Source organism: Candidatus Neomarinimicrobiota bacterium, from assembly GCA_021734025.1.
GTDB lineage: Bacteria > Fidelibacterota > JAANXI01 > JAANXI01 > JAANXI01 > JAANXI01.
On sequence record JAIPJS010000017.1, the window covers coordinates 12,201 to 38,475 of the forward strand.

At 49.5% G+C, this 26,275-nt stretch carries 27 protein-coding genes; 25 read left to right on the top strand and 2 right to left on the bottom strand.

The features are described from left to right. The first annotated feature begins 206 nt into the window (after nucleotides 1-206). The 7 genes from K9N57_14460 to K9N57_14490 all read left to right on the top strand — a co-directional run bounded on the left by K9N57_14460 (nucleotide 207) and on the right by K9N57_14490 (nucleotide 5,297). Nucleotides 207-593: a hypothetical protein gene (locus tag K9N57_14460; protein ID MCF7805382.1), complete on the top strand. Its 387-nt coding sequence runs from the start codon at nucleotides 207-209 to the stop codon at nucleotides 591-593. 268 nt (nucleotides 594-861) lie between these two features. Beyond that, nucleotides 862-1,206 (top strand): hypothetical protein, encoded by a 345-nt coding sequence (locus K9N57_14465; GenBank protein ID MCF7805383.1) that lies wholly within the window; start codon nucleotides 862-864, stop codon nucleotides 1,204-1,206. 185 nt (nucleotides 1,207-1,391) lie between these two features. Continuing rightward, nucleotides 1,392-1,952 (top strand): sigma-70 family RNA polymerase sigma factor, encoded by a 561-nt coding sequence (locus K9N57_14470; GenBank protein ID MCF7805384.1) that lies wholly within the window; start codon nucleotides 1,392-1,394, stop codon nucleotides 1,950-1,952. Nucleotides 1,953-1,960: 8 nt separating this feature from the next. Then, nucleotides 1,961-2,686, top strand: coding sequence for a zf-HC2 domain-containing protein (locus tag K9N57_14475; protein MCF7805385.1), 726 nt, complete (start codon nucleotides 1,961-1,963; stop codon nucleotides 2,684-2,686). After that, nucleotides 2,674-3,672, top strand: coding sequence for a hypothetical protein (locus K9N57_14480; GenBank protein ID MCF7805386.1), 999 nt, complete (start codon nucleotides 2,674-2,676; stop codon nucleotides 3,670-3,672). The genes K9N57_14475 and K9N57_14480 overlap by 13 nt, the downstream gene beginning before the upstream one ends. Before the next feature lie 59 nt (nucleotides 3,673-3,731). Continuing rightward, the gene (locus tag K9N57_14485) at nucleotides 3,732-4,403 is read left to right on the top strand and encodes an HAD family phosphatase (protein ID MCF7805387.1); all 672 of its coding nucleotides are present in this window, start codon (nucleotides 3,732-3,734) and stop codon (nucleotides 4,401-4,403) included. A 54-nt stretch (nucleotides 4,404-4,457) separates the two neighbouring features. After that, nucleotides 4,458-5,297 (top strand): mechanosensitive ion channel family protein, encoded by an 840-nt coding sequence (locus tag K9N57_14490; protein ID MCF7805388.1) that lies wholly within the window; start codon nucleotides 4,458-4,460, stop codon nucleotides 5,295-5,297. A gap of 643 nt (nucleotides 5,298-5,940) precedes the next feature. On the opposite strand, the gene trxA is transcribed toward K9N57_14490, so the two are convergent. Further along, complete coding sequence (gene trxA / locus K9N57_14495) at nucleotides 5,941-6,318, bottom strand: thioredoxin (protein MCF7805389.1); 378 nt, start codon at nucleotides 6,316-6,318, stop codon at nucleotides 5,941-5,943. 241 nt (nucleotides 6,319-6,559) lie between these two features. Here trxA and K9N57_14500 point away from each other — a divergent pair, with 241 nt between their 5' ends. The 10 genes from K9N57_14500 to K9N57_14545 all read left to right on the top strand — a co-directional run bounded on the left by K9N57_14500 (nucleotide 6,560) and on the right by K9N57_14545 (nucleotide 14,972). Further along, nucleotides 6,560-7,621, top strand: coding sequence for an endonuclease/exonuclease/phosphatase family protein (locus tag K9N57_14500; GenBank protein MCF7805390.1), 1,062 nt, complete (start codon nucleotides 6,560-6,562; stop codon nucleotides 7,619-7,621). 66 nt (nucleotides 7,622-7,687) lie between these two features. Next, nucleotides 7,688-8,086 carry a VOC family protein gene (locus tag K9N57_14505; GenBank protein ID MCF7805391.1) on the top strand — a complete coding sequence of 133 codons (399 nt, stop codon included), beginning with the start codon at nucleotides 7,688-7,690 and terminating at the stop codon, nucleotides 8,084-8,086. Between the two features lie 18 nt (nucleotides 8,087-8,104). Beyond that, the gene (locus tag K9N57_14510; GenBank protein MCF7805392.1) at nucleotides 8,105-8,755 is read left to right on the top strand and encodes a sensor domain-containing protein; all 651 of its coding nucleotides are present in this window, start codon (nucleotides 8,105-8,107) and stop codon (nucleotides 8,753-8,755) included. Then, nucleotides 8,752-9,459 (top strand): DNA alkylation repair protein, encoded by a 708-nt coding sequence (locus tag K9N57_14515; protein ID MCF7805393.1) that lies wholly within the window; start codon nucleotides 8,752-8,754, stop codon nucleotides 9,457-9,459. Before K9N57_14510 ends, K9N57_14515 begins: the two co-directional genes overlap by 4 nt. A 45-nt stretch (nucleotides 9,460-9,504) precedes the next feature. After that, nucleotides 9,505-10,512: a CPBP family intramembrane metalloprotease gene (locus K9N57_14520; GenBank protein ID MCF7805394.1), complete on the top strand. Its 1,008-nt coding sequence runs from the start codon at nucleotides 9,505-9,507 to the stop codon at nucleotides 10,510-10,512. Nucleotides 10,513-10,548: 36 nt separating this feature from the next. Next, nucleotides 10,549-11,334 carry a DUF1295 domain-containing protein gene (locus K9N57_14525; protein MCF7805395.1) on the top strand — a complete coding sequence of 262 codons (786 nt, stop codon included), beginning with the start codon at nucleotides 10,549-10,551 and terminating at the stop codon, nucleotides 11,332-11,334. A gap of 240 nt (nucleotides 11,335-11,574) precedes the next feature. Beyond that, nucleotides 11,575-12,594: a DUF4097 family beta strand repeat-containing protein gene (locus K9N57_14530; protein ID MCF7805396.1), complete on the top strand. Its 1,020-nt coding sequence runs from the start codon at nucleotides 11,575-11,577 to the stop codon at nucleotides 12,592-12,594. A 311-nt stretch (nucleotides 12,595-12,905) separates the two neighbouring features. Continuing rightward, nucleotides 12,906-13,304, top strand: a complete 399-nt coding sequence (locus tag K9N57_14535) for a DUF1761 domain-containing protein (GenBank protein ID MCF7805397.1) — start codon at nucleotides 12,906-12,908, stop codon at nucleotides 13,302-13,304. Between the two features lie 203 nt (nucleotides 13,305-13,507). Continuing rightward, nucleotides 13,508-14,170 (top strand): TetR/AcrR family transcriptional regulator, encoded by a 663-nt coding sequence (locus K9N57_14540; protein MCF7805398.1) that lies wholly within the window; start codon nucleotides 13,508-13,510, stop codon nucleotides 14,168-14,170. Nucleotides 14,171-14,531: 361 nt separating this feature from the next. Next, the gene (locus K9N57_14545; protein ID MCF7805399.1) at nucleotides 14,532-14,972 is read left to right on the top strand and encodes an SRPBCC domain-containing protein; all 441 of its coding nucleotides are present in this window, start codon (nucleotides 14,532-14,534) and stop codon (nucleotides 14,970-14,972) included. A gap of 1,229 nt (nucleotides 14,973-16,201) precedes the next feature. Here K9N57_14545 and K9N57_14550 read toward each other — a convergent pair. Beyond that, nucleotides 16,202-17,083, bottom strand: a complete 882-nt coding sequence (locus K9N57_14550; GenBank protein ID MCF7805400.1) for a helix-turn-helix domain-containing protein — start codon at nucleotides 17,081-17,083, stop codon at nucleotides 16,202-16,204. Nucleotides 17,084-17,248: 165 nt separating this feature from the next. Between K9N57_14550 and K9N57_14555 the strand changes: the two genes are divergently transcribed. The 8 genes from K9N57_14555 (at nucleotide 17,249) to K9N57_14590 (ending at nucleotide 26,258) form a co-directional block, all read left to right on the top strand. After that, a complete protein-coding gene (locus K9N57_14555; GenBank protein MCF7805401.1) occupies nucleotides 17,249-17,830 on the top strand; it encodes a hypothetical protein in 582 nt (193 codons plus the stop codon). Beyond that, nucleotides 17,827-18,525 (top strand): lycopene cyclase domain-containing protein, encoded by a 699-nt coding sequence (locus K9N57_14560; protein ID MCF7805402.1) that lies wholly within the window; start codon nucleotides 17,827-17,829, stop codon nucleotides 18,523-18,525. Before K9N57_14555 ends, K9N57_14560 begins: the two co-directional genes overlap by 4 nt. After that, nucleotides 18,522-20,021 (top strand): phytoene desaturase, encoded by a 1,500-nt coding sequence (gene crtI, locus K9N57_14565; GenBank protein MCF7805403.1) that lies wholly within the window; start codon nucleotides 18,522-18,524, stop codon nucleotides 20,019-20,021. The genes K9N57_14560 and crtI overlap by 4 nt, the downstream gene beginning before the upstream one ends. Nucleotides 20,022-20,028: 7 nt before the next feature. Then, nucleotides 20,029-20,943 carry a phytoene/squalene synthase family protein gene (locus tag K9N57_14570; GenBank protein ID MCF7805404.1) on the top strand — a complete coding sequence of 305 codons (915 nt, stop codon included), beginning with the start codon at nucleotides 20,029-20,031 and terminating at the stop codon, nucleotides 20,941-20,943. Nucleotides 20,944-20,961: 18 nt separating this feature from the next. After that, nucleotides 20,962-21,693 (top strand): lysophospholipid acyltransferase family protein, encoded by a 732-nt coding sequence (locus K9N57_14575; protein MCF7805405.1) that lies wholly within the window; start codon nucleotides 20,962-20,964, stop codon nucleotides 21,691-21,693. Beyond that, on the top strand, nucleotides 21,690-22,811 hold the full coding sequence (locus K9N57_14580) for a glycosyltransferase (protein MCF7805406.1): 1,122 nt from the start codon (nucleotides 21,690-21,692) through the stop codon (nucleotides 22,809-22,811). Before K9N57_14575 ends, K9N57_14580 begins: the two co-directional genes overlap by 4 nt. A 42-nt stretch (nucleotides 22,812-22,853) precedes the next feature. Further along, nucleotides 22,854-25,193, top strand: coding sequence for a TonB-dependent receptor (locus K9N57_14585; GenBank protein MCF7805407.1), 2,340 nt, complete (start codon nucleotides 22,854-22,856; stop codon nucleotides 25,191-25,193). A 420-nt stretch (nucleotides 25,194-25,613) separates the two neighbouring features. Next, nucleotides 25,614-26,258 (top strand): carotenoid biosynthesis protein, encoded by a 645-nt coding sequence (locus tag K9N57_14590; protein ID MCF7805408.1) that lies wholly within the window; start codon nucleotides 25,614-25,616, stop codon nucleotides 26,256-26,258. Nucleotides 26,259-26,275: the final 17 nt, after the last annotated feature.

The window sequence follows — 26,275 nt, forward strand, 5'->3', positions numbered from 1 at the left end:
CAATTATCGGCATAAAGAGGCACAAATTGATGAATATTCCCAGATTTTATTTGACATTCGGTTCATCTCGTAGTAAATATCCAACGATTTGCAGCTCAGAAATCGGTTGAGTTGAATTCGCTAACTCATGGATTCTACTGCCAATTCCATATTTTACGGATGGTCACCATTACCACACGATTTGTAGGATTTCCCCGGAGGATTAGATGAAAAGTATCCTGGAACGATCTTGGATTATAGCGGTATTCAGCACTTTTGGCTTCGTAGGACTGGTTGGCTTTCTGCTACAGAGTATATTTGGGCTCGATTTGAATCTTTACGTACCATTGGCAGCGATGATGTTTGTTAGTGGTTTGTACGGGTTAATCGGCATCTATATGCTGACGGTGAAAAAAGCCGAACCGGGCAAAGAATGGGGTAAAAATCCCTGGAGTAATTTCTGCTTTGCTGTTGGGCTGTTTGCACTGGGGATTCTCTTGCTTGTGCATAATACCATTAGTATGTCCGGTTTCGTAGTCCTCGGACTATTTTCCCTGGTTTTTGTCTTTGGGTTTTTTATCGATGAAAGTATGCAGGATCAAAGTATAGTCTGACAGAATTCGCCATTTATGAGGAATTGAAAAGATTCCTGACATTTGCAATCGTGGTACCTTTAGGATGAGATATCCCAAACAATTGGGTTGGGCGGCGTATCGAATTTCATTATTTTATATATACACTTTGGTGTTCGATTCTCCGAAGTCAGTAAAACAGGAGGATATCCGATGAAAAAAGTGATCCTGCTTAGCAGCACTCTACTATTCCTTACCGCTTGTGGACTCCATTTTGTTAAGGACGGGCCAGTGCACCGTGAAAATCCTGATGGGAGCGAAGAGAGAAGTACCAGTTTCTCAATTTATTCCAACAAGACCGAAGATACGCTGGAACGCGCCCGCCACCTGGCATCTAAACAGGAATTTCAAAAAGCCATACATTTATATACATCGGGTGTACGAGGATTCGACACTCAAATCCGAGTACAGGGCCGATGCCCTGTATCATATGGGATCCCTGCACGGAAATTTTTTCAATGATAACAGGGATCTCGAAAAAGCGCATGAACTTCTTACCCGCCTCGTAAACGATTTTCCACTTTCTGATTTCCGGGATCGGGCGGAAAAACGCATTGCGGAAATTGAGCGTCAGATGGCTAACACTGAAGATTAACCGATCCTCTCAGTAATCCAACAGATCCGCAATGGAGAAATTGTCTTCGGAACCTGTCCCGTGACAGGATTGCGACATCTCATCGCCGGAAAACTATCGCAAGATCACATTTCTCTTTAACCTTTCTCCCGTTTCATCGTATCATAAATAAAATTCGCTTTTCACCGGCTGTACCCTGAAAACCGATGACCACCTCCAAATCAACCTATGAACGCACACTGTTGCACCGTTGCCGAAACGGGAACACCAACGCCTTTTCGGAGATCGTGAAGCAATACCAATCCTATGCCTATTCTCTCGCCATACGGCTGCTGTGGAATGCGGAAGACGCGGAGGACGCAGTGCAGGAGTGCTTTCTCCGGATTTGGAAGAATTTCGCCTCCTATGATCCGGAGAGAAAATTTACGACCTGGCTGTATACTATCGTGACCAATATCTGCTATGATATGCTTCGGAGACGTCAGCGTGACACAGAGCTTAGAGGGAAGGACAGCGTCGATATTTCCGAGTTACAACACGCTCCCAGAAATTCAGCCAATACCGCTGATACGATAGTGCAATTGAAATGCCTGGCCAGCGGATTACCGGTACAGCAGCGGCTGGTCTTTATCCTGCGGGACGTGCAGGATCTGTCTGTTTTTGAGACGGCGGAAATTTTGGCCATCTCGGAGAATGCGGTGAAGAGCAATCTCTATTATGCCCGACGTGCTCTTCGCGAGCGATATCGTCAACTTATGAAACAGTGAACAGACCAATGAAATGTAACGAAATACAGCAGTACTTGTATCTCTATCGGGACGATGAACTTCATGACGAGCCACGGAAATTACTCCGGGATCATCTTGACTCCTGTCCGACATGTTTGGCTGAATCAGATAACATTTCGGAGATAGCAGAGTTAATTAATCTCTTCAGAGCAAGCGTGCTTACACCGGAAAATCCGGATCATCTCCACTCCAGGATAATGCACTCCATTCCAAAGAAGAGAGGGCGACCCGTCCGCACTTCGATATTTGATCGACTTCTCAGTCGATTGACCGTTCGAAAGATCCGGATTGCGTTCGCAGGTACTGTGGTATTTTTCATCGCCATCTTCCTGGCTGAGCAGACGCTCCTTATAAAAAAACTCACGGCGCTGGAGGACCGGATGTCAACGCAAAGGGAACCGTCTCAGTTGCAAGCGCCGGACTGGTACCGGGCGCTGCAGGCGATGGAACCGGCAAATGTTTCACTGACCGAACTCTCCCTGGAAGACTTGCTGGGATTATTACCGAAACAGCTGAGAAACGATGTACCAAATCAACTGCCGGCAGAAATAAATAATCGGAGTTTGGCGTCTATAGTAAGCAGAGGCATCTCTCCTGCCGAACGCCGGCTCCTGGAGCGGGCAGGAATTGAAACCGAACTGTTGCGGAGACGATTTTCCACAGACCAACTCCGCCGCTTCGCGGAACAGGAGGATATCTCATGGCTGGATTAAAAAAGATCAGCGTCATCATAACATTGACGGCAACGCTGCTCGCGTTATCCAATTGCAGGGAAATCACCACCACTACCCGGATATTATCCGATGGCTCCTGTGAGCGGACTGTTGAAGTATCCAGTGACCCCGAAAGTAGCGTATTTCCGATACCCGGCGACAGCACCTGGACGATAACCCGCACTACCGAAGGGAAAGACAGCGTGGATGTTTATGCCGCAACAAAGAAGTTTCCGGCGGTTTCGGCACTTCAGGAGGAGTATCCAATGCAATCAAATTCCGGAGTAAATGTACCTGTGACGATTGAGTTACGCTCCGGATTCGGACTATTCTTTCGGTATCTGCGATATGAAGAGATCTATGGCCGGTACAATCCGCTCTCTCATATTCCGATCGCCGAGTACCTCAGCGAGATTGAGATACAACAATACACTGCCGGGGATGATAGCACGGAAATCGAGGAGCGTGTCGATGAGTGGCGGGCTCACAATCTCTATGCAGAGATGGAAAATGCGCTAATAGTTGGTGCAAAACAAAAGCAGCTTACGGAAATAAATACGGAAACATTGGCACAATACAGGGATACTCTTTTGATTACGGTAATTGAGGAGGCTGACAGCACAGATGACCTCCTGGAGATCTTTTCTGAGTATCTTGGTACTGACCAGGTGTGGGAACTCGCTGACACGGTCGATCAAGTATATAAGCGGATTGAAACGGTTATTGAACGGTTGACCGACCTGGCGTTGGACGATTTCACGAACCGGGTGGTGATGCCCGGATTACTCATGGATACCAATGCCAAATCCCTGGAGGGGAATATGGCCCTCTGGCAGTTTGAGGGCGGAGTCTTCGAGTTCCGCGACAAGGTCATGTGGGCCGAATCCCGTCTGCTGAATTGGTGGGGGATCGGCATTGTGCTGGGGGCCTTGGTGTTGCTCGGTGTATTACTGTTCATCGCGGTCAGGCGGAAGAGAACGGGCTGAAGTAACACTTCACAGCTGTCAATTTCCTCAGTGGGTAATTATATTTGCTACTTATGAAAATGGAACGGAGAAAATTTGCCGTTATCTTTGATATGGATGGCGTGATAGTCGATAGCAATCCCGCCCACAAGGAGGCGATCCAGCGGTTTCTTCAGCGTCATGATCAATCCCTGTCCGACAACGAATTGCGGGAAAAGGTGTATGGACGAACCAACCGAGACTGGCTCCGGAATACCTTCAACGGTATTACCGAAGAGCAGATAGCCGAATATATCGACGAGAAAGAGGCCATTTTCCGGGAGATATTTGCCGGCGATATCCGACCGCTGCCCGGTTTGCAAGAATTTTTGGATTCGTTGCAGGGAATGCAGGTCCCGATGGCCGTCGGAACATCGGCCCCACAGGTAAATGCGGACTGGGTGCTGAATCAAACCGGATTACGTGAATATTTCGAGGTAGTCCTGCAGGCGGAAGACGTGACGCATGGGAAGCCCCACCCCGAGATGTATCTGAAAAGTGCCTGGGCATTAGGGATGAGACCGGAAGATTGTATAATTTTTGAGGATTCCGTCTCCGGAATTGAGGCCGGTCGCCGTGCCGGCGGCACGGTGATAGGCGTGACAACCACGCATTCCAGAGAAGAGATGGCGGCTACTGCTTTCGTTATTTCCGATTTCACAGAAATCACTCCGGAGCAATTGCCGGAAATTGTACATGAACCCCGGAATTAAACTATTACGACTGCAGTGGATAATCACACGCTCATAATATATTTATCAGTCATCGTGCCCGCAGGCATACTGATCTTGTGGTGGCTGCGCCGGTACTTTTCCAGTCTGGAGTCACGGCGCCTTACCAGGTTAGACCGGGTTGAAGGATTCAACCCGGTAGAAACCGAGACGCCTTTACGGAATTCGGTGACCTCGGCTAGAGAAAATGCCCAGGAAAGTATGCAGGCCCGCTATACAGTCATCCGCCGAACGTTCCTGATTACAGTCTTTATTGTCTGGGTGGTGGCGCTGCTCTTTCCGTTTCTCGGGAGCATTCCCGCAACGCTGGTTTCCGGATTGGCTGCCGCAACGGCTGTCATCATTGGAATTGCAGCCCGTCCGTTTGTGGAAAACCTGATCTCGGGGATCGTCATTTCGCTTTCCCGACAATTGCGGACCGGAGACACCATCGTTATCGATGACAGTTACGGCACGGTGGAGGATATCACGCCCACTCATACCATTATCAAACTCTGGGACTGGCGCCGGCACATTATCCCGAACAGCAAAATGCTCAGCAAAGATTTTATTAATTATACCATCACCGATCAGTATATCTGGGAGCACGTGGAGTTTTGGGTGTCGCCGGAAGCGGATCTTGAACAGGTGGAAACTATTGCCAGAGATGTCGCCAGAGGGAGCGAATTCTGTGCAGGATACGAAGAGCCCCGGTTCTGGACGATGGGAATGGATAAGGACAGCCTGAAGTGCTGGGTGGCCGCCTGGGCGGATTCGCCGCCGGACGCCTGGAGCTTGAAGACCGATATCAGAAAGGGGTTAACCCGTGAATTTCAGAACGTCGGAATCAAGTTCCACCAGAATTGGCATCAGTGGAAGGCTGAACCGGACATCTGAATGACGCAGGCCCGTTTCACAAAGACGGTAGACTTTTCCTGAGAAAGTTTGACTCACTACCGCGAATCAAACAAATGCATTAGACTCCGAAAGATACAGCAATCTTTGGTAGCCGTCTAAGATAACGCGGAAGGGTATGTCGCTGTTCGTCAAGCAACTCTGGATTGTCCGGGTTCATTTTTGACAATAAAAACGCTCATAAAACGATTTTTCCTGGCTTATTCGCTCCGGAATACGATATATTAGAACTGTATGCAAGCAGTAATAACCCAATTCTTTCCTTGTTAATTGGAGCGGAAAAATGCACAACCAGTCTCACGAGACTCCCAAATCCGATCGGGAACCCCTCTTGGCTCAGTGCGGTAAGGAAGTAGTGTGTCAGGCAGTGCGCTCTGGAATTTCGGGGCTTTACGAATGTAATTCCGACAGGGACGGTGAATGTGAGTATGCACTTTCGTTCGGATATTCGTATTACTGCCGATGCCCCTATCTTACCAGAGATTAGGCAGAAAGTTTTTAGGAGTTTAACACTCTGGTACCAGATCTAATGAAAAAACCGCCGAATCCAAACGGTCTGGATCCGGCGGTTATCTTTTTGCCAATTAGAGTAATACAATTGGCAGGGGGATTTTAATTATGTGGCTTAATTTGCCATCTCGGTGACCGGTTGAATCCCGAATACATCGTTAATAGCCTGCACGAAGGTTTCCTTCGGCAGGGCGCCAGTCGCCATCTGTGGTTGTCCTTCGGTCGGTACGAAGAGTAAGGATGGAATACTCCGGATTCCAAAAACGGAAGCAAGTTCCTGTTCCTGTTCGGTATTCACCTTGTACACCTTCAGCTGCCCCTCATATTCCTCGGACAGTTCCTCAAGGACGGGAGCTACCGCCTTACACGGCGCACACCAGTCCGCCCAGAAATCTATAATTGCGGGGACGTCTCCTTCATATTCCCATTCTTCATTTTCTTCAAAGTTGAAAACCTTGGTTAAAAAATCCTGTTTTGTTAAATGTTCAGTCATGCTGCCTCCCAGCAGTTAGTGTCCGGTTTTTGGTTATCTCTTGGTCTTTTGATTGACGAAAAGGGAGAAGGTTACAAAAATTCAGTATCAGGGTATTTTAATAAAAAAACCGTGTGACAGTGTTACTATTAAAACCGGTCGGGCGTCTGGAGTCCTCAGTCCGTCTTTCAGCTTCCATTTCTTCCCTGTTTTACCGTATTTTCCCGTAATTCCAATCGATAGTTTTAACCTGGATATTCCAATGATGATAGTGGTCATAATTCTGGGGTGCATGGCGATTTTGTCTACGATTATTCCGATCTTGGATCGGGATGCCTGGTGGATTCGGATCTTCGATTTCCCCCGGATACAAATCATTGTGATTGCGCTCGCCCTTCTGATTGCGTTTATACCATGGTGGGATCGGAGAAATATTCCCGACAATATATTTATGGGGCTGTTAGCAATTGCGATGGTCTATCAAATTATCCATATGTTGCCGTATACATCGTTGTGGAAAAAGCAGGTACTGAATCCCAGGGATGGTGAGATCGGGGAGACCATCAGCCTCCTGGTGACCAATATTCTCATGACAAACCGGAACGGCGATCTGTATCGTGAACTCCTGACAAGGGTAAATCCGGATGTGCACCTGATATTGGAAGCCGACACATGGTGGGAAGAGGAATTGCGGGAAACCGAAGACCTGTTTTCCGACTATGTACTCTATCCGCTTGAGAATACCTACGGTATGCTCCTCTATTCCAAACTGCCGCTGGAGGAAGTGGAGGTAAAATTGTTAGCGGAGTCCGACATTCCGTCCATCCATGCTAAGGTCGTTTTGCCGGGAGGCGGCAGAGTTCAGCTCCATTGTGTCCATCCCCGGCCACCGGGCCACGGAAAGAATCCGAACACCACTCATCGCGATGCAGAGCTGTTAGCTGTCGCTCGGGAGGTTTCGAAGTCAGATTTACCGGCCATCGTCACAGGCGACTTTAACGACGTGGCATGGTCGTATACCACCACGCTGTTCCAGCGAATCAGCGGACTGCTTGACCCCAGGGTCGGCCGGGGCTTGTACAGTACCTATCATGCAGGATATCCGTTTTTTCGCTTCCCGCTCGATCATATATTTCATTCACACCATTTCAGGATTCAGACATTCAGGCGGTTGCAATACATCGGCTCCGACCATTTTCCGCTCTACGCAGAGTTGCGCTATGTTGGAGGTGATGATATTCAAGAAGCGATTGTCGTACTGGAAGAACACCAGGAAGCCATGCAGGAAAAATTGCGCAAAGTTGAGTTAATTGATGAATTTTAAGTATCGGATTGGTTTTCGGAGGGCATCATCAGTAAAGGTCAATACTCATCAACCAGTGGAGCACTAATGAAGCTAACAATTGCACTCATCACTATTTTGACTGACAATTTCGGGAAGATGTCTAAGTTTTATCAGGATGTAATAGGGTTTACGACTAAACTGAAGATGGACCAATACTGCGAATTCGAGAGTCCGGGAGTTCGGTTTGCCATCTGTGACCGATCAGTAATGGCCCAAGCGACCGGGGCCGACAGCTATAATCGAACAGCATCCGGCCACGCGTTTGAGCTGGCCTTCCATGTGGATTTACCTGAAGAAGTGGATAAAGAATACCGGCGCTTGGTGCAGAGCGGTGCCACAGGAATTAAACCGCCGACCGACATGCCGTGGGGACAACGCACTGGATTTTTCGCCGATCCGGATGACAATATCCATGAAATATTCGCTGCCATCGAGACCAATTAAACTGACCTGGAGGATAATATGAGCAGATTTAATAGTATCGGAGGATACTTTAATGTTCTCGGTGAGGGGCGGACGTATCTGAACCTGATGTACCTGATTTTGTCCTTTCCGCTGGGCCTGGTCTATTTTGTTATGCTAACGGTTGGGATTTCGCTTGGGATAGGGTTGTTGATTATCTGGATAGGGATTGCAATCCTGGCTGGAGTATTGGCTGCCGCATGGGCTGCCACGATCTTCGAACGATATCTCACTGAGTCGCTACTCGGTATCCGGATTCACCGGGAGCCGCCCGCACCATCGCGCCAGTCATCTCCCTGGGAGCGTATTCGAAGTCATCTGACCAACCCGGAGACATGGAAAGGGCTCCTCTTTCTCGGACTGAAATTTCCACTGGGGATAGCATCGTTCGTGATAAGCATCACCCTGGTCAGTATCGCCGGTGGGCTGCTCGCTGCTCCATTTACCTATAACAGTTTAGATTATCAATTCAGTGGCTGGGAACTGAATTCTATGAACGAGGCGATGCTACTTTTCCTCCTTGGAATCATTATTTCTCCCCTATTTTTACACATCCTGAATATCATTGCAACCGCATACGGTACCATCGCCAAATCACTGTTAGGGACTGCGCCTGTCCCGGAGCGTCGCCGAGAGGAGCCGGAAGCATGAGTATGCATCCCATGGTACAATATCTCATTGAGGAGATGGAAAGAAACCGGGATCCGGAGAAGGCGAAACCGATGCAAGCGTACATGAAGACGGACCAACCCTTCTATGGAATTCAGGCAAAACCCAGGCGGGAAATTTTTCGCAAAGCAAAGCGAAAATTTCCCATCGATTCCAGAGAAGAGTGGGAGCAGGTGGGCCGGCAGTTGTGGACTGGAGAGCATCGCGAGGAGATGTATATGGCGCTGGAGGTGGCGGAGCGCTACAAACAATTCCGGGACGAGGAGGCCATGCCCCTGTTCGAATATCTGGCGGAAACGGCGCCACACTGGGATACGCTGGACTGGATTGCCGGGAAACTTATCAGCAGTTTGATACTTGCGCATCGTGAATTTGAGTCTAAACTCAGGGAATGGCGGGAATCGGAGAATTTGTGGATGCGTCGGGCATCTCTGCTGGCGCATTTAAAACACAAGGAAGAGACCAATACGGAGTTGTTGGCAAAATCCGTTCTATTGCTGGCTCACGAGGATGAATTCTTTATCAGGAAGGCGATTGGATGGGTCCTCCGGGACTATTCTTATGCGAACCCGGACTGGGTGCAGGAGTTCGTAGATAAACATGCGGCAGAACTCTCGGGACTGAGCAGGCGGGAAGCACTGAAAAAGATCAACCGGGATCGGAAAAAGCAAAAAACAAAGCAATAGAATTTCGATGGATGTTAGGCCACAAACAAACGAAAGGACGAATGCGTGGAGTGGGTAAAAAATATTTTCGTCAATACTGCCGAAAACCGGGCCCGGATGTTTTGGCGGATTTCGGTGCAGCTCGGGCTGTTTGTACTGTTCTCATTTTTGGCCAGTATTGTTCTGACATTCGCTTACAGGAAGATGGCAGACGTGGAAGCGGGCGCGTCGGTCTCCCAGAGCCAGTTGATGGAATTCGTGGTCAATAATCTGTATGCCATGTCATTATATACACTGCTCACCGGTGGGGCAATCTGCGTAAGCGTCTGGGTTGCTATCCGTATAATGGACCGGCGGAGGATTGCAGATTACGGACTCAATCTTTCCAAACGATGGTGGGAGGAATTCTGGTTTGGAATACTAGTAGGGGGCGGGCTCATAGCGTTGGTGTTTGGATTCGAACTCGCCGCGGGTTGGATCACGGTTGATGCAGTGCTCGCCGGAAGTCCGGGGAAAATTGTCGCCGGACTAACCGTCTTGGCGTTTAACTTTATCTTTGTAGGGTTTTATGAAGAGTTCATCAGCCGGGGATACCACCTGACGAACTTCGCCCAGGGATTTCGCGGAATACTGGGCGCACGCGGATCGATACTGCTGGGGATGGTTTTATCGGCGGGAATCTTCGGAATAGCTCATATCGGGAATCCGGAGGCCACCGTCATGACCTCCGTAAATATTATGGTGGTCGGAGTGATATTATTAGGACTCGGATACGTTTTTACGGGCAGACTGGCTATTCCCATCGGGATGCACATCACCTGGAATTTTTTCCAGGGGGCGGTGTTCGGGTTCCCCGTGAGCGGCAGAACAGGCAGCTGGGCAAAGGTGTTCACTATTACCCAGCACGGAAACCCTGTCTGGACCGGCGGTAAATTTGGCCCGGAAGGCGGACTGATTGGTACCATTGCGGTTCTGATTGGAGCGGGGGTTATAATCTGGTGGCTCAAATACAAAGATGGGAAGGTTGGGCTCGCAACCGAAATTGCCCGTTATGAACAGACAGATGAACTATAAATATGATAACAGCCCGGTATAAGGTCCCTGGATAGTATGGTAACTGATTTATTCGGACTTCTCGGACAACTTGGAGTAATTATCTTTGCGTACGTTACGGTGATATTCGCAATCGCTGTATGGCGAAAAGATAACGGCATTATGGATGTCGCTTGGGGACTTGGATTCGTGATTATCGCAGGGTACACGTTGTTCACCACAGGAGAATTCCATGTTCGGCAAATCCTGGTGACGCTGTTGACGGTAATATGGGGAAGCCGGTTGTCGCTGCATATCTATGTCCGGAACCGGCGGAAGTCCTCGGAAGACTTCCGCTATCGGAACTGGCGCGAGCGCTGGGGAAGGTGGGTGTACCTCCGGAGCTATTTACAGGTGTTTCTACTCCAGGGATTTTTGATGATCGTCTTTACCGTGCCGGTAATCTTCATAAACAAATTTTCCGGCCCGGGATTAATTGTAGCCGATTACGTGGGAATGATTATCTGGTTTACAGGATTCCTGCTCGAATCTGTTGCCGATTTTCAGTTGCTGCGGTTTAAATCGAATTCGGAGAACCAGGGCGAAATCATGACCCGTGGATTATGGCAGTATTCCAGGCATCCGAATTATTTTGGCGAGTCCCTCTTATGGTGGGGTATTTGGGGAATGGCATTATCAGTAAATGGCGGCCTGTATACGGTGGTGAGTCCGGTTCTGTTAACCTTTTTTTTGTTGCGAATCTCCGGCGTGCCAATGCTAGAGGACAAGTATAAAGGTAATCCTGACTACCGGGAATACCGTGAACGGACAAATACGTTTATTCCATGGTTCCCTAAAGGATGATGCAGTTGTTGGAGGGGAATGGGGAACACAAACACTATAACACTGTCGTAATGTGATCCATATCAACTTGATATGTTCTATATCAATTGGATATGAAAATCGCCACATTTTAGAATTTTTTTGATATATATAAGTGGTTGAAATATAGCGATTTACTTATTAAAAAAATAGAATGGCATATCAATTGTAATACTCTATGCAGCAACAGAGAATTTTTTATCTTTTATACAAAGGGGAAAGATGATGAATACAACACAAAAATTTTTCATTACAGTTGGGGCAGGTATCGCGCTAATGCTGGTGATAATGACGACCCAGGCATGCGCGGACGTCAGACAGACAGTGGATAAGCAGTTTTCGGTGGACGCTGGCGGAACGCTCATTATCGATAGCGACCGGGGCTCCATTGAGATAAAAACAGTGGAAGAAAATGAAGTGAAGGTCTCGGTTATCTACGAAGCGGATGTAATGAGTGAGCAAAAGGCCGAATCGATTTTTGAAGATTTCGTGGTGGACTTTTCGCAAAAGGGGAATAATGTAATTATCTCAGGCAAAGTGGATAAAGATCTGTTAGGAATATTTGATGGGAATAATCGATTGCGGATAAAGTATAAGGTGACCGTTCCGGAACGATTTAACGCCGAACTGGCCACCGCCGGAGGCAGCATTATCGTTGGTGATCTTCACGGGAAATTGCAGGCGAAGACGGCTGGCGGCAGCCTGGATTTTGGAAATATCACGGGGAAAGTAGACGGAAAAACCGCCGGCGGGAGTATTAAAATGCAAAGCGCAGGCGATGATGTGGACCTCAAAACGGCTGGGGGCAGCATCACAGTCGGACCAGTCAATGGAGACGCTGAAGCCATAACCTCCGGAGGGTCGGTTCGGATTGGTGAGGTGTCGGGTACGTTGGTGGCGCATACGTCCGGTGGCAGTATTTCCATCGATGGTGTTGGCGGTTCGATCGATGCAAAAGCATCCGGTGGATCGATTCGGGCTTCGGTGACGGAACAGCCTAAAGACGATTGCCAGCTGACAACGTCCGGAGGTAGCATTTCGGTCAGTCTGCCGGAAAATATCGGTCTGAATATTAAGGCCAGGACCTACGGTGGAAAAGTCAGTACCGACCTGCCTATTACAGTGCGCGGTGAAATCTCCAAGTCCCATATTGAGGGCACTCTGAACGGTGGTGGGCCTGCGATGATACTAGAAACCTCAGGCGGGAATATCTCAATTACAAAGAGCAAAGAACTGCTCTGATTTTCAGTCTCCAGGTTCTGGGAGGTATTCATTAAATGATGCCCCGGCGCGCCGGGGCATTTTTTTTGGGCTCCAGGTCTTCAACTATGGCTCTGTATTTACCTGCCAATCTGCGGACGTGTCACGAAGTGGGTTAATAGAATATTATTCTATAGAGTATCTATAATCAATAAAACACTTTCCCTCATCAGGCAAATAGACTAAATTCATCCGTCACATCTGAATTCTGCAGAATCTTCGCACCTAACACAATCAAAAAAATACGGTTCCCGGAGTTTGGGTCCGTATAATCAACCATAAAGGAGTATGTTATGGATATAAATTATCTGGCAGTCGCAGTTGCCGGTGTACTCTATTACGTAATCGGTGCCGCCTGGTATTCGCCCGTCCTGTTCGCGCGGCCGTGGATGGATGCCCTGGGTTTTACCAAAGAAGATCTGGAGGATGGCGCCGGTGCCAAGGCATATATACTAACATTCGTCAATGCACTGATTATGGCGTTCGTGCTGGCCTGCATCGTGGAAGCCTTCGGCGCCACAACTGTGTGGGCCGGACTCCAGGGCGGTTTCTGGTGCTGGTTGGGATTTGTGGCGACGACCATGGCGACGAATTCGGTGTTCGCCGGCCGGTCGCTGAAGTTGTATGCCATCGATTCCGGCTATCATCTGGTCGGCCTGTTAGTTATGGGAGGTCTGCTGGCAATCTGGTAAGCATCGCATTATTGTTGATCTCAATCGCCGCTGTTATCTCCGGATGGCAGCGGTGTTTTTATATGGGCGAAGAAATTTTGCCAATATCATTGGAGGAAATTCTATTTTATCCCTATAAATAGAATTTCATTCTATAAAGTTCTTGCATTAAATAGAATTATATTCTACAATTGGCCGTATTGGAAATTTAAGGGGGCCAAACGGTGGCAGGATCAAAAAAAATAGGACGACGCAAGCAACCGGACGAACGGAAAAAGGAAATTATCGATGCGGCAAGAGATCTGTTCGCATCCCAGGGATACGACAACACTACCATGCAGCAGGTCGTGGAGAAGGCGGGCACGTCCATCGGGAATTGCTACTTTTACTTTTCCAATAAAAAGGAATTGTACCAGGGAGTCGTAGAGTCCGTTAACGAAGAGATCTCCGGAGTTGTCGACACTGCAATTCGAGAAATGAATTCACCGTATGAGAAACTCGCTGCTGCCGTGTACTACGGGGCGAGGACCGTGCTGGAACTTTCGGAATCGGCCGGTGCCATCCTTACTGGAACGGATCACCCGGAGATTCGCCGAAATATTCTGAACCATTACACCCGTCGAATCTATCGGTTCCTCAAACGGAATCCTGTTATCACCGGAGACATAAATCTGGAGTTGGCCTCAGCCGCATGGCAGGGTGCGATATTCAACTTGATTGAACGACAGACGGCCGGGCAGTTCGACGGCGATGCGCAAACGGTCGCCCGATTCCTGGTGCGGTGGAACCTCCGCGCCCTCAACGCCCCGGATGCCGAAATCAACAGCGCGCTGGAGACGGTTGAGAGGCATTACCGGGAGGAATACGGGAGCGGGGATGAGGTATAGGGTATAGGGAAAAAGGGAGAAAGGAAAAAGGAGAAGGGAGAACGAAAAAAGGAAAAAAGCCGCGAAGGGGCGACAGATGAATAGCCCCGGGTTTTAACCCGGGGATTGTGTGAATCCCAAAATTCAAAACACTGAAGATGTGAAAGAAATACCTTATTGAAGAATGAAGAATGAAAATTAAAGAAGTGGAAAAACTAAAGGAAACTGGAATTATGAGACAGGAAACCGAAAACCAGCAATCCAGAACTGGGGACACAGCATGCTTGACCGTTTTAACGATAACACCATAACACAATTACACAGTTTTAACTTAAACACTTGAACACCTGAACACACTAACACTGTACAAAGGAGAATACACATGCAAGAACTCTACACCGAAATAGAGATCAACGCCACCCCGGAGGAGGTTTGGGACATCCTGATGGATTTTTCGAACTATCCGGAATGGAATCCGTTTGTCACCAGCATCAACGGGGAGCAGGCCGTTGGCGGGAAGCTGACGGTAGAACTAACTCAGCCGGATAGCAAGCCGATGACCATGAAGCCGACTGTCAGGAATATTGAGCAAAACAGAGAGTTCCGCTGGCTGGGACATCTCGGCATCCCGCGGATCTTCGACGGGGAGCACATCTTTGAACTCGAGCAACTCGATGAAAACAGGGTACGCTTTGTCCAGCGGGAAAAATTTAGGGGAATTCTTGTCCCGTTCCTGAAGAAGATGCTTGAGACGAGAACGAACGAAGGGTTTCAACTGATGAATCAAGCGCTGAAAAAACGAGCGGAAGCTGGGACTGCCTGAATGACATAAGCCGGTGGGAATCTTGAAACGTGCAAAATAAAAAGCGTCGACTTGAATTTTTTTCCACTTTTAACGTCAAGGTTTTGATGTCCAAGTGTTCCATGCAGGCCCGGACATGCGTTTCAAGATAAAAGTGGAATTAATTGATATAGTTCCAAAACTCCAACATCACTCTTGTTTTTAAAACTATTGCTATCTTTTAATTGCCCGCTTTTTCTTGATAAAAAACGGGCAGAAAAAATCAAGGAAACTCAGAACTCGCACTCCTATAAATATACAGGCTCTTTTGCAACATTGGATATAGTAAATATTAACTCATTCAATTTCTACTGGGGTGCTCAAACAGCTGAGTTTCCGGTAAAAAAACTAGCAATAATTTGCTGTGCAATTTATTTTTCGCTCTTTTAATGCCCGAGTATTCCATATACGCATCAAGACAAAAGGGCGGTTACCTGCCGTGTCAACGTTGAAAACACAATCAATACGTTGTTCACCCTACATCCAGAAGAAATCTTCGTCTGTAAAGATGGTGGCTATCTATTTGGGCGAATTTTAATAATCCCGACGTCACCCCCTCGGAAAGCTCAGCTCCGGGAAAAGCCTCCGGTGAGGATATTGCCTAAAACAGTCATTCCGAGCGGAACGGAGTGGAGCCGAGGAATCTCGCAAATGAATTTCAGGGGTAAAATTGATGCGCCCTTTCCTCATCGCAATAATATGTTCGTCGCGGCGAATTGCGAGGCTCTTCTTTGGTAGCCTTTGAATTTCATTCAAAGGCGGATTTTACCGGATAAAGCCGGAAAATTTGGTTGGCGACTGTGAATTAGAATGACCCTTTCAGGGTCTCGACCCCTGAAAGGGTCGGTAGCAAATAAGGAAACTCAATGCCATTCAGTCTTTGCGGCCCAGGTGATCCGTTTGTTAAGAGGGAGAACTCGAGAAATCTAGTCTGAACACATCGGGAATGAAGTGAAAAACTAAAAAACAAGAAGTAGAGACGTAGCATTCAGGTTGTGTGAAAACGAAAAATCAAATAAAAAGTGAATGCTGGGCACCGGTTTGTTCTTCCAGTAGAGACGTTCCATGGAACGTCTCTACAATCAACAATATCAATGGGTTACTGTATATTATTTTGCAGAGAGGATTTTCCGGAATCAAGAGAAAAAAATCTCTTGACAAAAAATTCTCACACAGCCTCCGTGGTACGTCTCTAGTCTACCATTAACTTTTCAGTCCTCCCGACACGTCTCCGCCACATCCTCAAATGTAAACAGCCGGGAGTGAATCGCCGGATGATCGACGCCAAGCCGGTCGAAGCCATCGCCGCCAACGTACAGCCGGATATCATATTTCTGGCATTGCTCATAGAGATAGTTAATCTCAAACTGGATCATATTGATATCCTGGATATATGTGCTGGAAACGTAGAGCCGGTCAATATTAACCTCGCTGAAGATCTTTTCGATGTTGAAGAGCGGGGTAATCTGTCCGCTGAACAGTACCCGATATCCGTGCTCCTCCAGAATATGATCCACCATCTTGATGGCAATGTCATGCAGCTCCGATGAGAAATTAAGGCAAAAAGCTGTTCCCTTTTTCTGCGGGGGAATCTTGATCGATCCCTGGAGCCGGATAATACTGTCCCGGATGGTCTGCGACGCAAAGTGCTCCCCGATGACGGATAATTGATCATTCTCCCAGAGATGGCCGATCTCGTGCAGTGCTGGCGTGAGAACTTTGTCATAAATCCGGTGCAGCGGATGCTGTCCCAGGTAGAGGCCGTTCAGGATTTTCTGAATTTTTTCGCGGTTTTTGTCCAGGGCGAGGTCAAGTATTTGCCCAGACAAGTATTCATAGTCGCCTTTAATAATGTGGTAGCTCGTCTCCAGATCCGATTCGGTTTCGATGGGGAAAAGGTTGGCTTTCTGGATTTTTTCCTCATTGCGCTCAAGAAAGTCCGCCAGATGCTCCGGCAGGAATTTCCGGTGCCCCCCGGCTGTCCGGATGCACTCCAGCTTCCCGTCATCCGTCCACCGTTTGATGCTGGACACATGCACTCCAAGGATATTGCTCACCTCTTCGCTGGTAAAGTATTTCATCTCACTCGACACAACATTTCTCCTAATTTAATTCTCCGTAAGATACTTTTACGCGAGACCAGAGTCAAATATTTTGAGCGTTATGAACTTTTTTCTTGACGTATAATGATTTTAAATGTATTATCTAAACGCTCAAAACGCTCATAAAATTTTTGAAGGAGCGAAAACGGAGAAAGAATGAGAAGACGGATAATTAAATCGATAATGGTGGTAATGGCCGGAATAACCTGTCTTGCCGGACTGACTAAAGCACAGGATGTCCCGGAGGATTCCCTGTTGCACCGAGGCCGGAATTTGTTCTATACAGCCGTGGAGAGTGAAGTTGCGCTGGATTCCGCTCAAGCGGCGTTTAAACAATTGCTCTCCGAATATTCTCAGGAATACGGAGGCCGTGCCCAAACCTACATCGGCGCCCTCACCGCACTCCGGGGCAAGCACGCTCTCTGGCCGCAGAAGAAATACAAATATGTCATGGAGGGAATTGACCAGATGGAGTCCGGCGTCGCTGCCAATCCGAATGATATCGAATCACTCTTTATATACGGTTCAACCTGCTATCACCTGCCGAGTTTCTTCGGCAAAAGCAAAGAGGCGCAAGAGGCATTCAGGCAGATAGTAGCTCTCCTGCCGGAGCATGCGGATCAATATGACGCGGATATGATGGAAAACGTCATTGAATTCCTGCGAGCCAACGCCAATCTGGATTCCAGTGACATGATGACCCTCAGTACAATTGCCAAGGAACTCGGAAACGGATGATCTACGAATATCTCATATTTAACGCGATTGTGGCAGCCGGCCCGGTGGCGCTCAGTTTTGAGCGAACGGTGCGGTACGTGACGAAGTGGCGGGCTGCCATCATCGCTTCTGTAACAGCGGCGCTCCCGTTCCTTCTCTGGGATCTGCTGGTCGCCGGCAAGCACTGGCAGTTCAGCGAGGATCACACCCTGGCATCTCTGGGATTCCTGCTGCCGCCGGGGGAGATACTGTTTTTCCTCACCGTCCCGTTCGCCTGTCTCTTCATCTGGGAAGTACTCCGGAAAAGGGAATGGGCCTTGCTGAAAAGGACTTCCTTAATTTACCCGATATTTTATGCAATCGGTGCGGCTGGAATACTCTTTCTCATTGTCACTTCCAGAGATTACACGGCGCTCGTGCTGATAACCATCGGTGTTGTGGCGCTGGCGGACCGATTCTCTGGTGCACAATTGTTAACACAAAAGGTGACTTACACGTTTTTAGCCATCGTTACGGGACTCATTTTAGTGTTTAACGGATACCTCACCGCCCGGCCGGTGGTGCTGTACAATCCGGACGTCCTCTCAGGACTTAAAATTTTCACTATTCCGGTGGAGGATTTCCTCTACGGCTACGGCCTTATTTTGTTGGTAACGGTTATATACACAAGAACAACCCACACGAACACTACACCCAATCACGGAGAAAACCAATGAAACGAGCAGTCATAATCGGAGCGGGCTTTGGCGGACTGGCAACGGCTATCCGTTTGCAGTCGCGGGGCTACCGCACTACGCTTCTGGAAAAGAATGCAAAAGTCGGGGGACACGCCTACCAGCTGAAGCGGGACGGCTACACCTTCGACATGGGACCGTCGTTGATCACCGCACCGGATATTATCCAGGGTGTATTCAGTTCCGCCGGGAAACGGATGGAGGACTATCTGGATCTGACCAAACTGGATCCGTTCTACCGGATCTATTATCACGACGGAACTTATCTGGATTACACGGACGATTCCGACGATATGAAGCGTCAGATGGCGCAATTCAATCCCGGGGATGCAGAAAACTACGACGAATTCATCAACGAATCCCGGGAACTCTACAACGCCGTGATCACCGACGGGCTCGGTTCGACGCCGTTCCAGGACTGGGGCACCATGCTGGAATTTTTACCGCGAGCATTGAAGCTGAAGGCCCTCCTGCCGGCTCACACGTTCGTCAAACGTCATTTTAAAGATCCGCGGCACCGGTTTGCGTTTTCGTTTCATCCGTTGTTTATCGGCGGGAGTCCGTTTCGGGCTCCTTCAGTCTACTTGATGATCCCGTACCTGGAGAAAACCGGCGGCGTCTGGTTCAGCAAGGGGGGCATGTACAGCCTGGTGGAAGCGTTCGCCAAAGTATTCACCGAATCCGGCGGCACCATTCACACCAATTCGCCTGCCACAGAGATCGTAGTGGAGGACGGAAAGGCTGTAGGAGTCCGGACGGACGATAACTTCTACCACGCTGACGTAGTGGTCTCAAACGCTGACTTTGCGCATACCTATCGCAACTTGGTAAAGCCGGAGCACCGATCGAAATGGTCGGATCGCAAGGTGGAAAAAATGGACTATTCCATGAGCGCCTTTCTCCTGTATCTGGGTGTGAAAAAGCAGTATCCCAAACTGAAGCACCACACTCTGATACTCTCGGAACGTTACAAAGAACTTGTGAAGGACATTTTTGACAGGAAGATTCTGCCGGACGATTTCTCCATGTACCTGCACGTGCCGACCCGCACCGATTCTGAGATGGCGCCGGAAGGAGCCGAAAGTATGTACGTGCTGATTCCGGTAGCCAATCTCGATAGCGGCATTGATTGGGAAGAGATGAAGCAGACGTACGCCGATAAAATCCTCCAATTCCTGGAGGAAGATTTCGGCTTGGAGGACCTGCGCACCAACATCGAGGTGCAGGAAATTTTTACTCCCAAGGATTTTCAGGAGCAACGAAATTCCCATCTCGGCAGCGCCTGGGGCGTGGAGCCGAAGCTCACCCAGACGGCGATTTTCCGCCCCCATAACCGCAGCGATGATATCGGCGGACTTTACTTTGTTGGCGCCAGCACCCACCCCGGCGCAGGCGTCCCGGGCGTCCTGCTGACGGCGGAGGCCACGGAGAATGCCATTCTGGAAGATATACGAAAAAATCAACTGAAAACCACGTGAGGCCATCATGAAAAAGTACTGGAAATCCGGGGAAAACAGGGTCGCCTTCGAGCACGCCAGAGATCTGACGGCGCATCACTCCAAGTCGTTTTATCTCTCCACCCGGCTGCTCCCGGAGGAAAAGCAGTGGGCCACGTTCGGCCTGTACGGTTTTTGTCGCTATGCCGATAATCTCATCGATAATCCCAGGGATCGGTCGGCAGACGAGCTAATCCGAGAAGTGGACTACCTGCACGAGGAACTCAGCATCGCGTATCGAACCGGCGAATCCGAGCATCCGATACTCCGCCCGTTTATCGCCGTGGCCAAGCGGTACGGGATTCCGGAGAAATATCCCAGAGATTTGCTCCTGGGCGTCCGGATGGATCTGGAAATCGATCGCTATAAAACGTTCGACGAACTCTACCTGTTTGCCTATCGCGTTGCCGGTGTGGTGGGATTGATGATGACTTCCGTGTTGGGCTACAAGGACGAGGCGGCATTTGAGTACGCAGAGAAATTGGGCATTGCCATGCAGCTGACCAATATCCTCCGGGACGTCCGCGAGGACGCCGAACGTGGCCGTATCTATCTGCCACAGGATGAACTGAAGCAGTTCGGCGTTTCCGGGCAAGCTATCCTCCGGGGAGAAATGTCGCCTGAATTTCGGGAATTGATGCAGTTTCAGGTGGATCGGGCGCACCGGTATTACCGCGAGGCCAATCCCGGCATCAACATGCTGGCGACCAACGCCCAGTTTGCCATCCATTCGGCAAGCAAAATCTATCGGGGAATTCTCCGGAAAATTGAAGCTCAGAATTACGATCCCTTCCAGGGACGGGTATTCGTCCCGCAGATCCAGAAGTTCGGCATCCTGATCCAGGAAGTGGTGCGAACCAAAGTCCTGGTGGCCCAGGAACGGCTTCTCCCGGCAGGAACCTAAGGATTTGGGAGACAAGAAATGATAAAGGCAGAGAAAACATGGTGGGCGGATCAGCTGTTCCGGAGGTACGTGTTCCGGTCGCTGCGAAAGCACTTCGCCGGGATATCTCTGGTAGGAGAAGTCCCAGTAATTGATCCGAAACTCCCGGTGATCCTGGCGCCGAATCACAGCACGTGGTGGGACGGATTTTTCGTCTATGCACTCAATGAGAAATTACTGAACCGGGATCTCTACCTGATGATGACCGAAGAGCAGCTCTCCCGGTTTCCCTTTTTCCGGAAGGTCGGCGCCTATTCGATTAATCTGAAGTCCACCCGGGATGCTCTCAATTCGCTACGGTACACTACCGAATTACTTGCGCGTGATGAAGTTCCAGGCCCGATGGCCTGCATCTTTCCCCAGGGAAAATTAGAGCCGTGGCATCGGAGACCGCTGGAGTACAAGCCTGGATTGCAATGGATTATCAATCATTGTGTGGGTGCAGTCAGCCTGCTTCCGCTCGCTATATATGTGACATTCATCGATCAGCAGTATCCGGAAGTGTTTATCCTCTTCGGGGAGACGTGTGAAGTCAGTTCCAGTTCCTTCCAGGGAGTGGACTGGCTTGCAGGTGAGGAGGAAAGCCTTTTGGACAGGCTGCTACAAACGGTGGATGCAGGTGAACGGAAGCAGGTGCTTTTTCAGGGAAGGCGGTCGGCAGACCAGCGCTGGAGCGGCATTAAACATCTCTGGAAAGGCGATATGTCATGACCGTACTTTCAATCTTATTGCTCGTTCCACTGGGACTTTTGTTACTTGTCGCACTGTTCAATGCGGTGTTTACACCCAGATTACAGAAGCATTTTCCTGTAAAGGATTCGCCGAAAGTCTCGGTTTTGGTGCCTGTCCGCAATGAAGAGGAAACCTTACCGCGCTGCCTATTGACTTTGACTGAGCAGGATTATGGGGACTTCGAAATCCTGGTGCTGGACGATGGTTCCACCGACAAAACGCCGGACATAATCCGGGAATTTGCGGAGGAACACGCCCGGGTGCACTATATCCCCGGTGAACCGCTTCCTGAAGAATGGTCGGGGAAGAACTGGGCGTGCCATCAGCTGAGTGCAGCAGCGACCGGAGATATTTTGCTCTTTACGGATGCCGATAACTGGTACCGGGACGATGCGATTTCCAGAACTATCGGATGGATGCAACAGTATGAACTCGGAATGCTTTCGGCGTTCCCGGAACAGAGCACTCATACCCTCGCCGAGCAGATGATCATCCCGATTATGGATCTGTTGGTTTACGCGGGATTGCCGCTCTGGCTGACATATTATACGAAATTTCCATCTCTGGCAGCAGCAAACGGCCAGTGGATGGCCTTCTCCAGAGAAGCCTATAACGCGGTGGCGGGACATGCATCAGTCTGTCGGGAAATTGCCGAGGATACCGCACTGGCGCGCCGGGTAAAACAGGCCGGAATTCCCATGCTGACAATGGCGGGAACCGGGGTGGTTTTCGGCCGCATGTATAAATCGTTCAATGCCATCAAAGAAGGATTTACTAAAAACCTGTTCAGCCTGATGAACCGGCGAACCCGGCCGTATTTTATTCTGGTGGCCATCGTGCTTTTTGTCACCATTACTCCGTACGTGTTGGTATTCGTCCCCGGATTCAGTATCGTTGGAACGGTCGGTGTCCTGTTACAAGGAGTTATGCGGCTTATTGTGGCGGTCAGGTTTTGGCATCCGCCGGTGATCAGCGCGGTATTGCACCCGGTGAGTATATCCATCTTTGCCTACATAGCCGTCAACTCGTTTTTTAAAACAAAGAGCAATGCGGTGGTCTGGAAGGACAGAACAATTGCGCTGTATAATCGTGGGTAATTTTAATCACAAATCATGAAGATATTGGTAAAAAGGAAAGTGATGATGAAACGTATTTCGATAATATTTGCAGCCGTTCTGGGGATAACAGTTACTGGTGTACAGCATACGCATGCCCAGCAGACCGGCGTCATTCAGGGCACTGTGGTGGATGCCAAAACCCAGGAGCCGCTCATCGGTGTAAACGTGGTCGTGGTGGATACCGACCTCGGGGCATCTACCGATATGGAAGGCTTTTACCGCATAACGGGCGTGCCGATCGGTACCGAGCGGCTCCGTTTTTCTTATATCGGATATGAAACACTTCTCCGGACGGACGTCATCGTCACCCGCAACAAACCGGCGCAGGAGAACGCCGAACTCCAGCCGCAGGCAGTAGAGGGAGAAGAGGTCGTTGTGACCGCAGGTTATTTTGAGGAATTGCGAAAAGCCCAGACCAGCAAGATCCAACTCTCCAAGGAAGAGATTCGACGGTTTCCCGGTGGCTTCGAGGATGTGGTGCGAACGGTGGCAGCCCTGCCGGGAGTAGCCATAAATAACGATGGTGGCAGAAACGACTTGCTGGTGAGGGGCGGCGGCCCGTCGGAAAATTTATACCTGATCAATAATATAGAAATCCCCAACATTAATCATTTTGGCTCCCAGGGGACGGGAAGCGGCTCCCTGAGTTTTATCAACCTGGATTTTGTGGATAAAGTGGACTTCTCCACCGGCGGATTCAGCGCGCAATACGGAGACAAGATGAGCTCTGTGCTGGCGCTGGATATGGCCGACGGACGGGAAGACCGGTTCGGGAGTAAGGTTTTAGTTTCCGCTACACAGTACGGGCTAAATGCCGAAGGTCCGCTGGGTAACGATGGCAATTTCATCTACTCCATCCGTCGGAGCTACCTGGATCTCATTTTCGAGGCCAACGGACTGCCGTTCGTTCCGACATATACCGACTGGAATTTCGTCGCCAATTACGATGTGACACCTACGGATAAACTCTTTGTGTTGGGTATCGGCGCCTACGACGAAGTCAACCGGGATCAGAGCACCCTGGAGAGCCGGGTGTTCAACGCAGGTATTATGGACAATTCGCAGAACCGCTGGATCGGCGGACTGAACTACCGCCATCTGCTGGGCAGCGGGTATCTGGATTTCACCTTGAGTAACAATTATACGGATTTCCAGTTCAGCCAGGTGGATTCAGTCCAGACGGAATATTTTCGCAGCGAAGCTACCGAAGTGGAGACGAACCTGAAGTTGCAACATTACTGGCGGCTGAGTAACAGTGTGAACCTGCTGAGCGGCGCATCGGTCAAGGATGTCCGGAATGAGAACACCACTACTTTCGCAGATACCATATACAACCGGAACGGCGATCAGGTGCCGGTGAATTCGCTGGGCATACCGCAGCGGCTGGAGGAGAATTCCGACGCATTCAAGAACGCGCTCTTCTCGGAGATTCAATGGAAAATCACACCAAAATTGGAAGTTTCAACAGGCATCCGGGCGGATATTTACACCTTCCTGGATCAGCCATGGTACGTGGCGCCGCGATTCAAGATGCGGTACGCGTTTAATGAGGTATTCAGCCTGAAATCCAGCGCCGGGATTTACTATCAGGCGCCCTCGTACGTCTGGGTGATCAACGATGTGAATACCCAGCTGAAGGCGCTGCGGAATAACATGGCGGTGGTCGGATTCGACTATCTGCTCGATGAGGATCTGCGGCTTTCGGTAGAATCCTATTACAAGGATTACCAGGATCTACCCACCGGCGCCACACCCGGCACCGATTATCTGGTGATTACAAACACCGGCACCGGGTTCGGCGGACGGGAGAACGATTTCCAGTCCTTCGGCTATTTTCCCATGGAATCAACAGCGTACGGCCACGCCTACGGATTCGAATTGTTTCTGCAGAAAAAATACTCCGAGGTGCCACATTACGGGAAGGCTAGTCTGACTTACAGCAAGAGTGAATTCACTGCCGGCAACGGCAGGGTGCAGCCCGGCGAATTCGACCAGCGCTGGATCTTCAACCTGTACGGCGGATACAAGTTTAACGCGGATTGGGAAATGAGCGGCAAATTCCGGTTCTTCACCGGCGCACCGTATACGCCGGTATATCGGCCATCGGAGAACGGCGGGGAGATTCAGAATCTGCCGGAAGAATACCTGTCGAAGCGACTCGAACCGGGACATCATCTGGACGTTCGGCTGAATCGGTACTGGAATTTTGAGAGCTGGACATTCATCGCATTCATCGATATTCAGAACATCTACAACAATCGGATCCAGGTACGGCCGCGCTACGACTTCTGGGAGGACGAAGTCGTTGACCGGCAGGGCATCGGGATTTTGCCGTCGATTGGACTCAGCGCGGAGTTGTAGGATAGGGAATGGGGCAATTATGTAGTTCAGCTGAGTCATCATCCCGAGCGGAGGTTCTTCAGAACCGAAGCCGAGGGATCTCGTCAATTACACTGGGTGGTTTAAATTTCCGGCAAAGTAACACTTACCTCAAAGAGATCCCTGTGGGACAGAGGGCAAGACCTGGAAGGGTCGATAAAATTGGGAGATGAAAAACCAGGTTCAACCTGTCATTTCGACCGAAGTGAACCTTTGGTTTTTAAAAGGTGAACGAAGCGGAAAAATCTCGTGAAAATCCAATAGGAATGGAAAAATAATTCAAATATTCCGGGATGACTTGCACTTTTTTTCTTGAGTGCAAAGTAACACTTACCTCAAAGAGACCCCTGTGGGACAGGGGTTAAGACCCTGGAAGGATCGGTTATACAAAGAAAGTGAAAAATGAAGCATAAAATTAAACTCACTACCCTCTACCTCCTCCTCGGCGCCGGCGGACTCTGGCACTTGCTGGGATTGTTTCAGTCAGCGATGGCCTGGCTAGCCGGGCCGTTGCTGATTGGACTCGGTGTCTGGACTGCATGGGAGTGGTATCACACATTATCTGAAAATCAGCGATGGCGGTATATAGGTTGGGCAACGTTCGTGATCGCGGGGAGTTTTCTCCTGGAGTGGATCGGCGTAAAAACCGGAGTGGTCTTCGGCGAGTACCATTACGGCACTGTACTTCAACCGCAAGTCGCCGGAGTGCCGGTCGCCATCGGCTTTGCCTGGCTGACGGTGATGCTCTCTTCGACCGCTGTGGTCGGGAGGCTTCGATCCGGAATGCGGGGATGGGGACTGGTAATCGGTGGAGCGCTCTTTATGGTGACATTTGATGTGATATTAGAACTAGCCGCAATGAAACTCGGCTACTGGGAGTGGGAAGGCGTGCTGGTTCCGATACGGAATTATGTTGCCTGGTTTGCGGGCGGACTCATCTTCCTTTCCATTGGAGACCTGCTCAAGATTTTTCCGTCAAAAATTCCAAAGATTTTGATGCATATGTATTTTGCCCAGATATTGTATTTTGGGTTGGCGCTGATTTAATAATTTTATAGAGGTGA

Coding starts and splice junctions, on each gene's coding strand:
- K9N57_14480 (MCF7805386.1), top strand. CDS start 2,674: ATGGCTGGATTAAAAAAGATCAGCGTCATCATAACATTGACGGCAACG.
- K9N57_14570 (MCF7805404.1), top strand. CDS start 20,029: ATGAAAAAGTACTGGAAATCCGGGGAAAACAGGGTCGCCTTCGAGCAC.
- crtI (MCF7805403.1), top strand. CDS start 18,522: ATGAAACGAGCAGTCATAATCGGAGCGGGCTTTGGCGGACTGGCAACG.
- K9N57_14505 (MCF7805391.1), top strand. CDS start 7,688: ATGAAGCTAACAATTGCACTCATCACTATTTTGACTGACAATTTCGGG.
- K9N57_14470 (MCF7805384.1), top strand. CDS start 1,392: ATGACCACCTCCAAATCAACCTATGAACGCACACTGTTGCACCGTTGC.
- K9N57_14530 (MCF7805396.1), top strand. CDS start 11,575: ATGATGAATACAACACAAAAATTTTTCATTACAGTTGGGGCAGGTATC.
- K9N57_14590 (MCF7805408.1), top strand. CDS start 25,614: ATGAAGCATAAAATTAAACTCACTACCCTCTACCTCCTCCTCGGCGCC.
- K9N57_14555 (MCF7805401.1), top strand. CDS start 17,249: ATGAGAAGACGGATAATTAAATCGATAATGGTGGTAATGGCCGGAATA.
- K9N57_14575 (MCF7805405.1), top strand. CDS start 20,962: ATGATAAAGGCAGAGAAAACATGGTGGGCGGATCAGCTGTTCCGGAGG.
- K9N57_14515 (MCF7805393.1), top strand. CDS start 8,752: ATGAGTATGCATCCCATGGTACAATATCTCATTGAGGAGATGGAAAGA.
- K9N57_14535 (MCF7805397.1), top strand. CDS start 12,906: ATGGATATAAATTATCTGGCAGTCGCAGTTGCCGGTGTACTCTATTAC.
- K9N57_14580 (MCF7805406.1), top strand. CDS start 21,690: ATGACCGTACTTTCAATCTTATTGCTCGTTCCACTGGGACTTTTGTTA.
- K9N57_14500 (MCF7805390.1), top strand. CDS start 6,560: ATGATGATAGTGGTCATAATTCTGGGGTGCATGGCGATTTTGTCTACG.
- K9N57_14460 (MCF7805382.1), top strand. CDS start 207: ATGAAAAGTATCCTGGAACGATCTTGGATTATAGCGGTATTCAGCACT.
- trxA (MCF7805389.1), bottom strand. CDS start 6,318: ATGACTGAACATTTAACAAAACAGGATTTTTTAACCAAGGTTTTCAAC.
- K9N57_14545 (MCF7805399.1), top strand. CDS start 14,532: ATGCAAGAACTCTACACCGAAATAGAGATCAACGCCACCCCGGAGGAG.
- K9N57_14485 (MCF7805387.1), top strand. CDS start 3,732: ATGGAACGGAGAAAATTTGCCGTTATCTTTGATATGGATGGCGTGATA.
- K9N57_14585 (MCF7805407.1), top strand. CDS start 22,854: ATGATGAAACGTATTTCGATAATATTTGCAGCCGTTCTGGGGATAACA.
- K9N57_14475 (MCF7805385.1), top strand. CDS start 1,961: ATGAAATGTAACGAAATACAGCAGTACTTGTATCTCTATCGGGACGAT.
- K9N57_14525 (MCF7805395.1), top strand. CDS start 10,549: ATGGTAACTGATTTATTCGGACTTCTCGGACAACTTGGAGTAATTATC.
- K9N57_14465 (MCF7805383.1), top strand. CDS start 862: ATGGGAGCGAAGAGAGAAGTACCAGTTTCTCAATTTATTCCAACAAGA.
- K9N57_14560 (MCF7805402.1), top strand. CDS start 17,827: ATGATCTACGAATATCTCATATTTAACGCGATTGTGGCAGCCGGCCCG.
- K9N57_14510 (MCF7805392.1), top strand. CDS start 8,105: ATGAGCAGATTTAATAGTATCGGAGGATACTTTAATGTTCTCGGTGAG.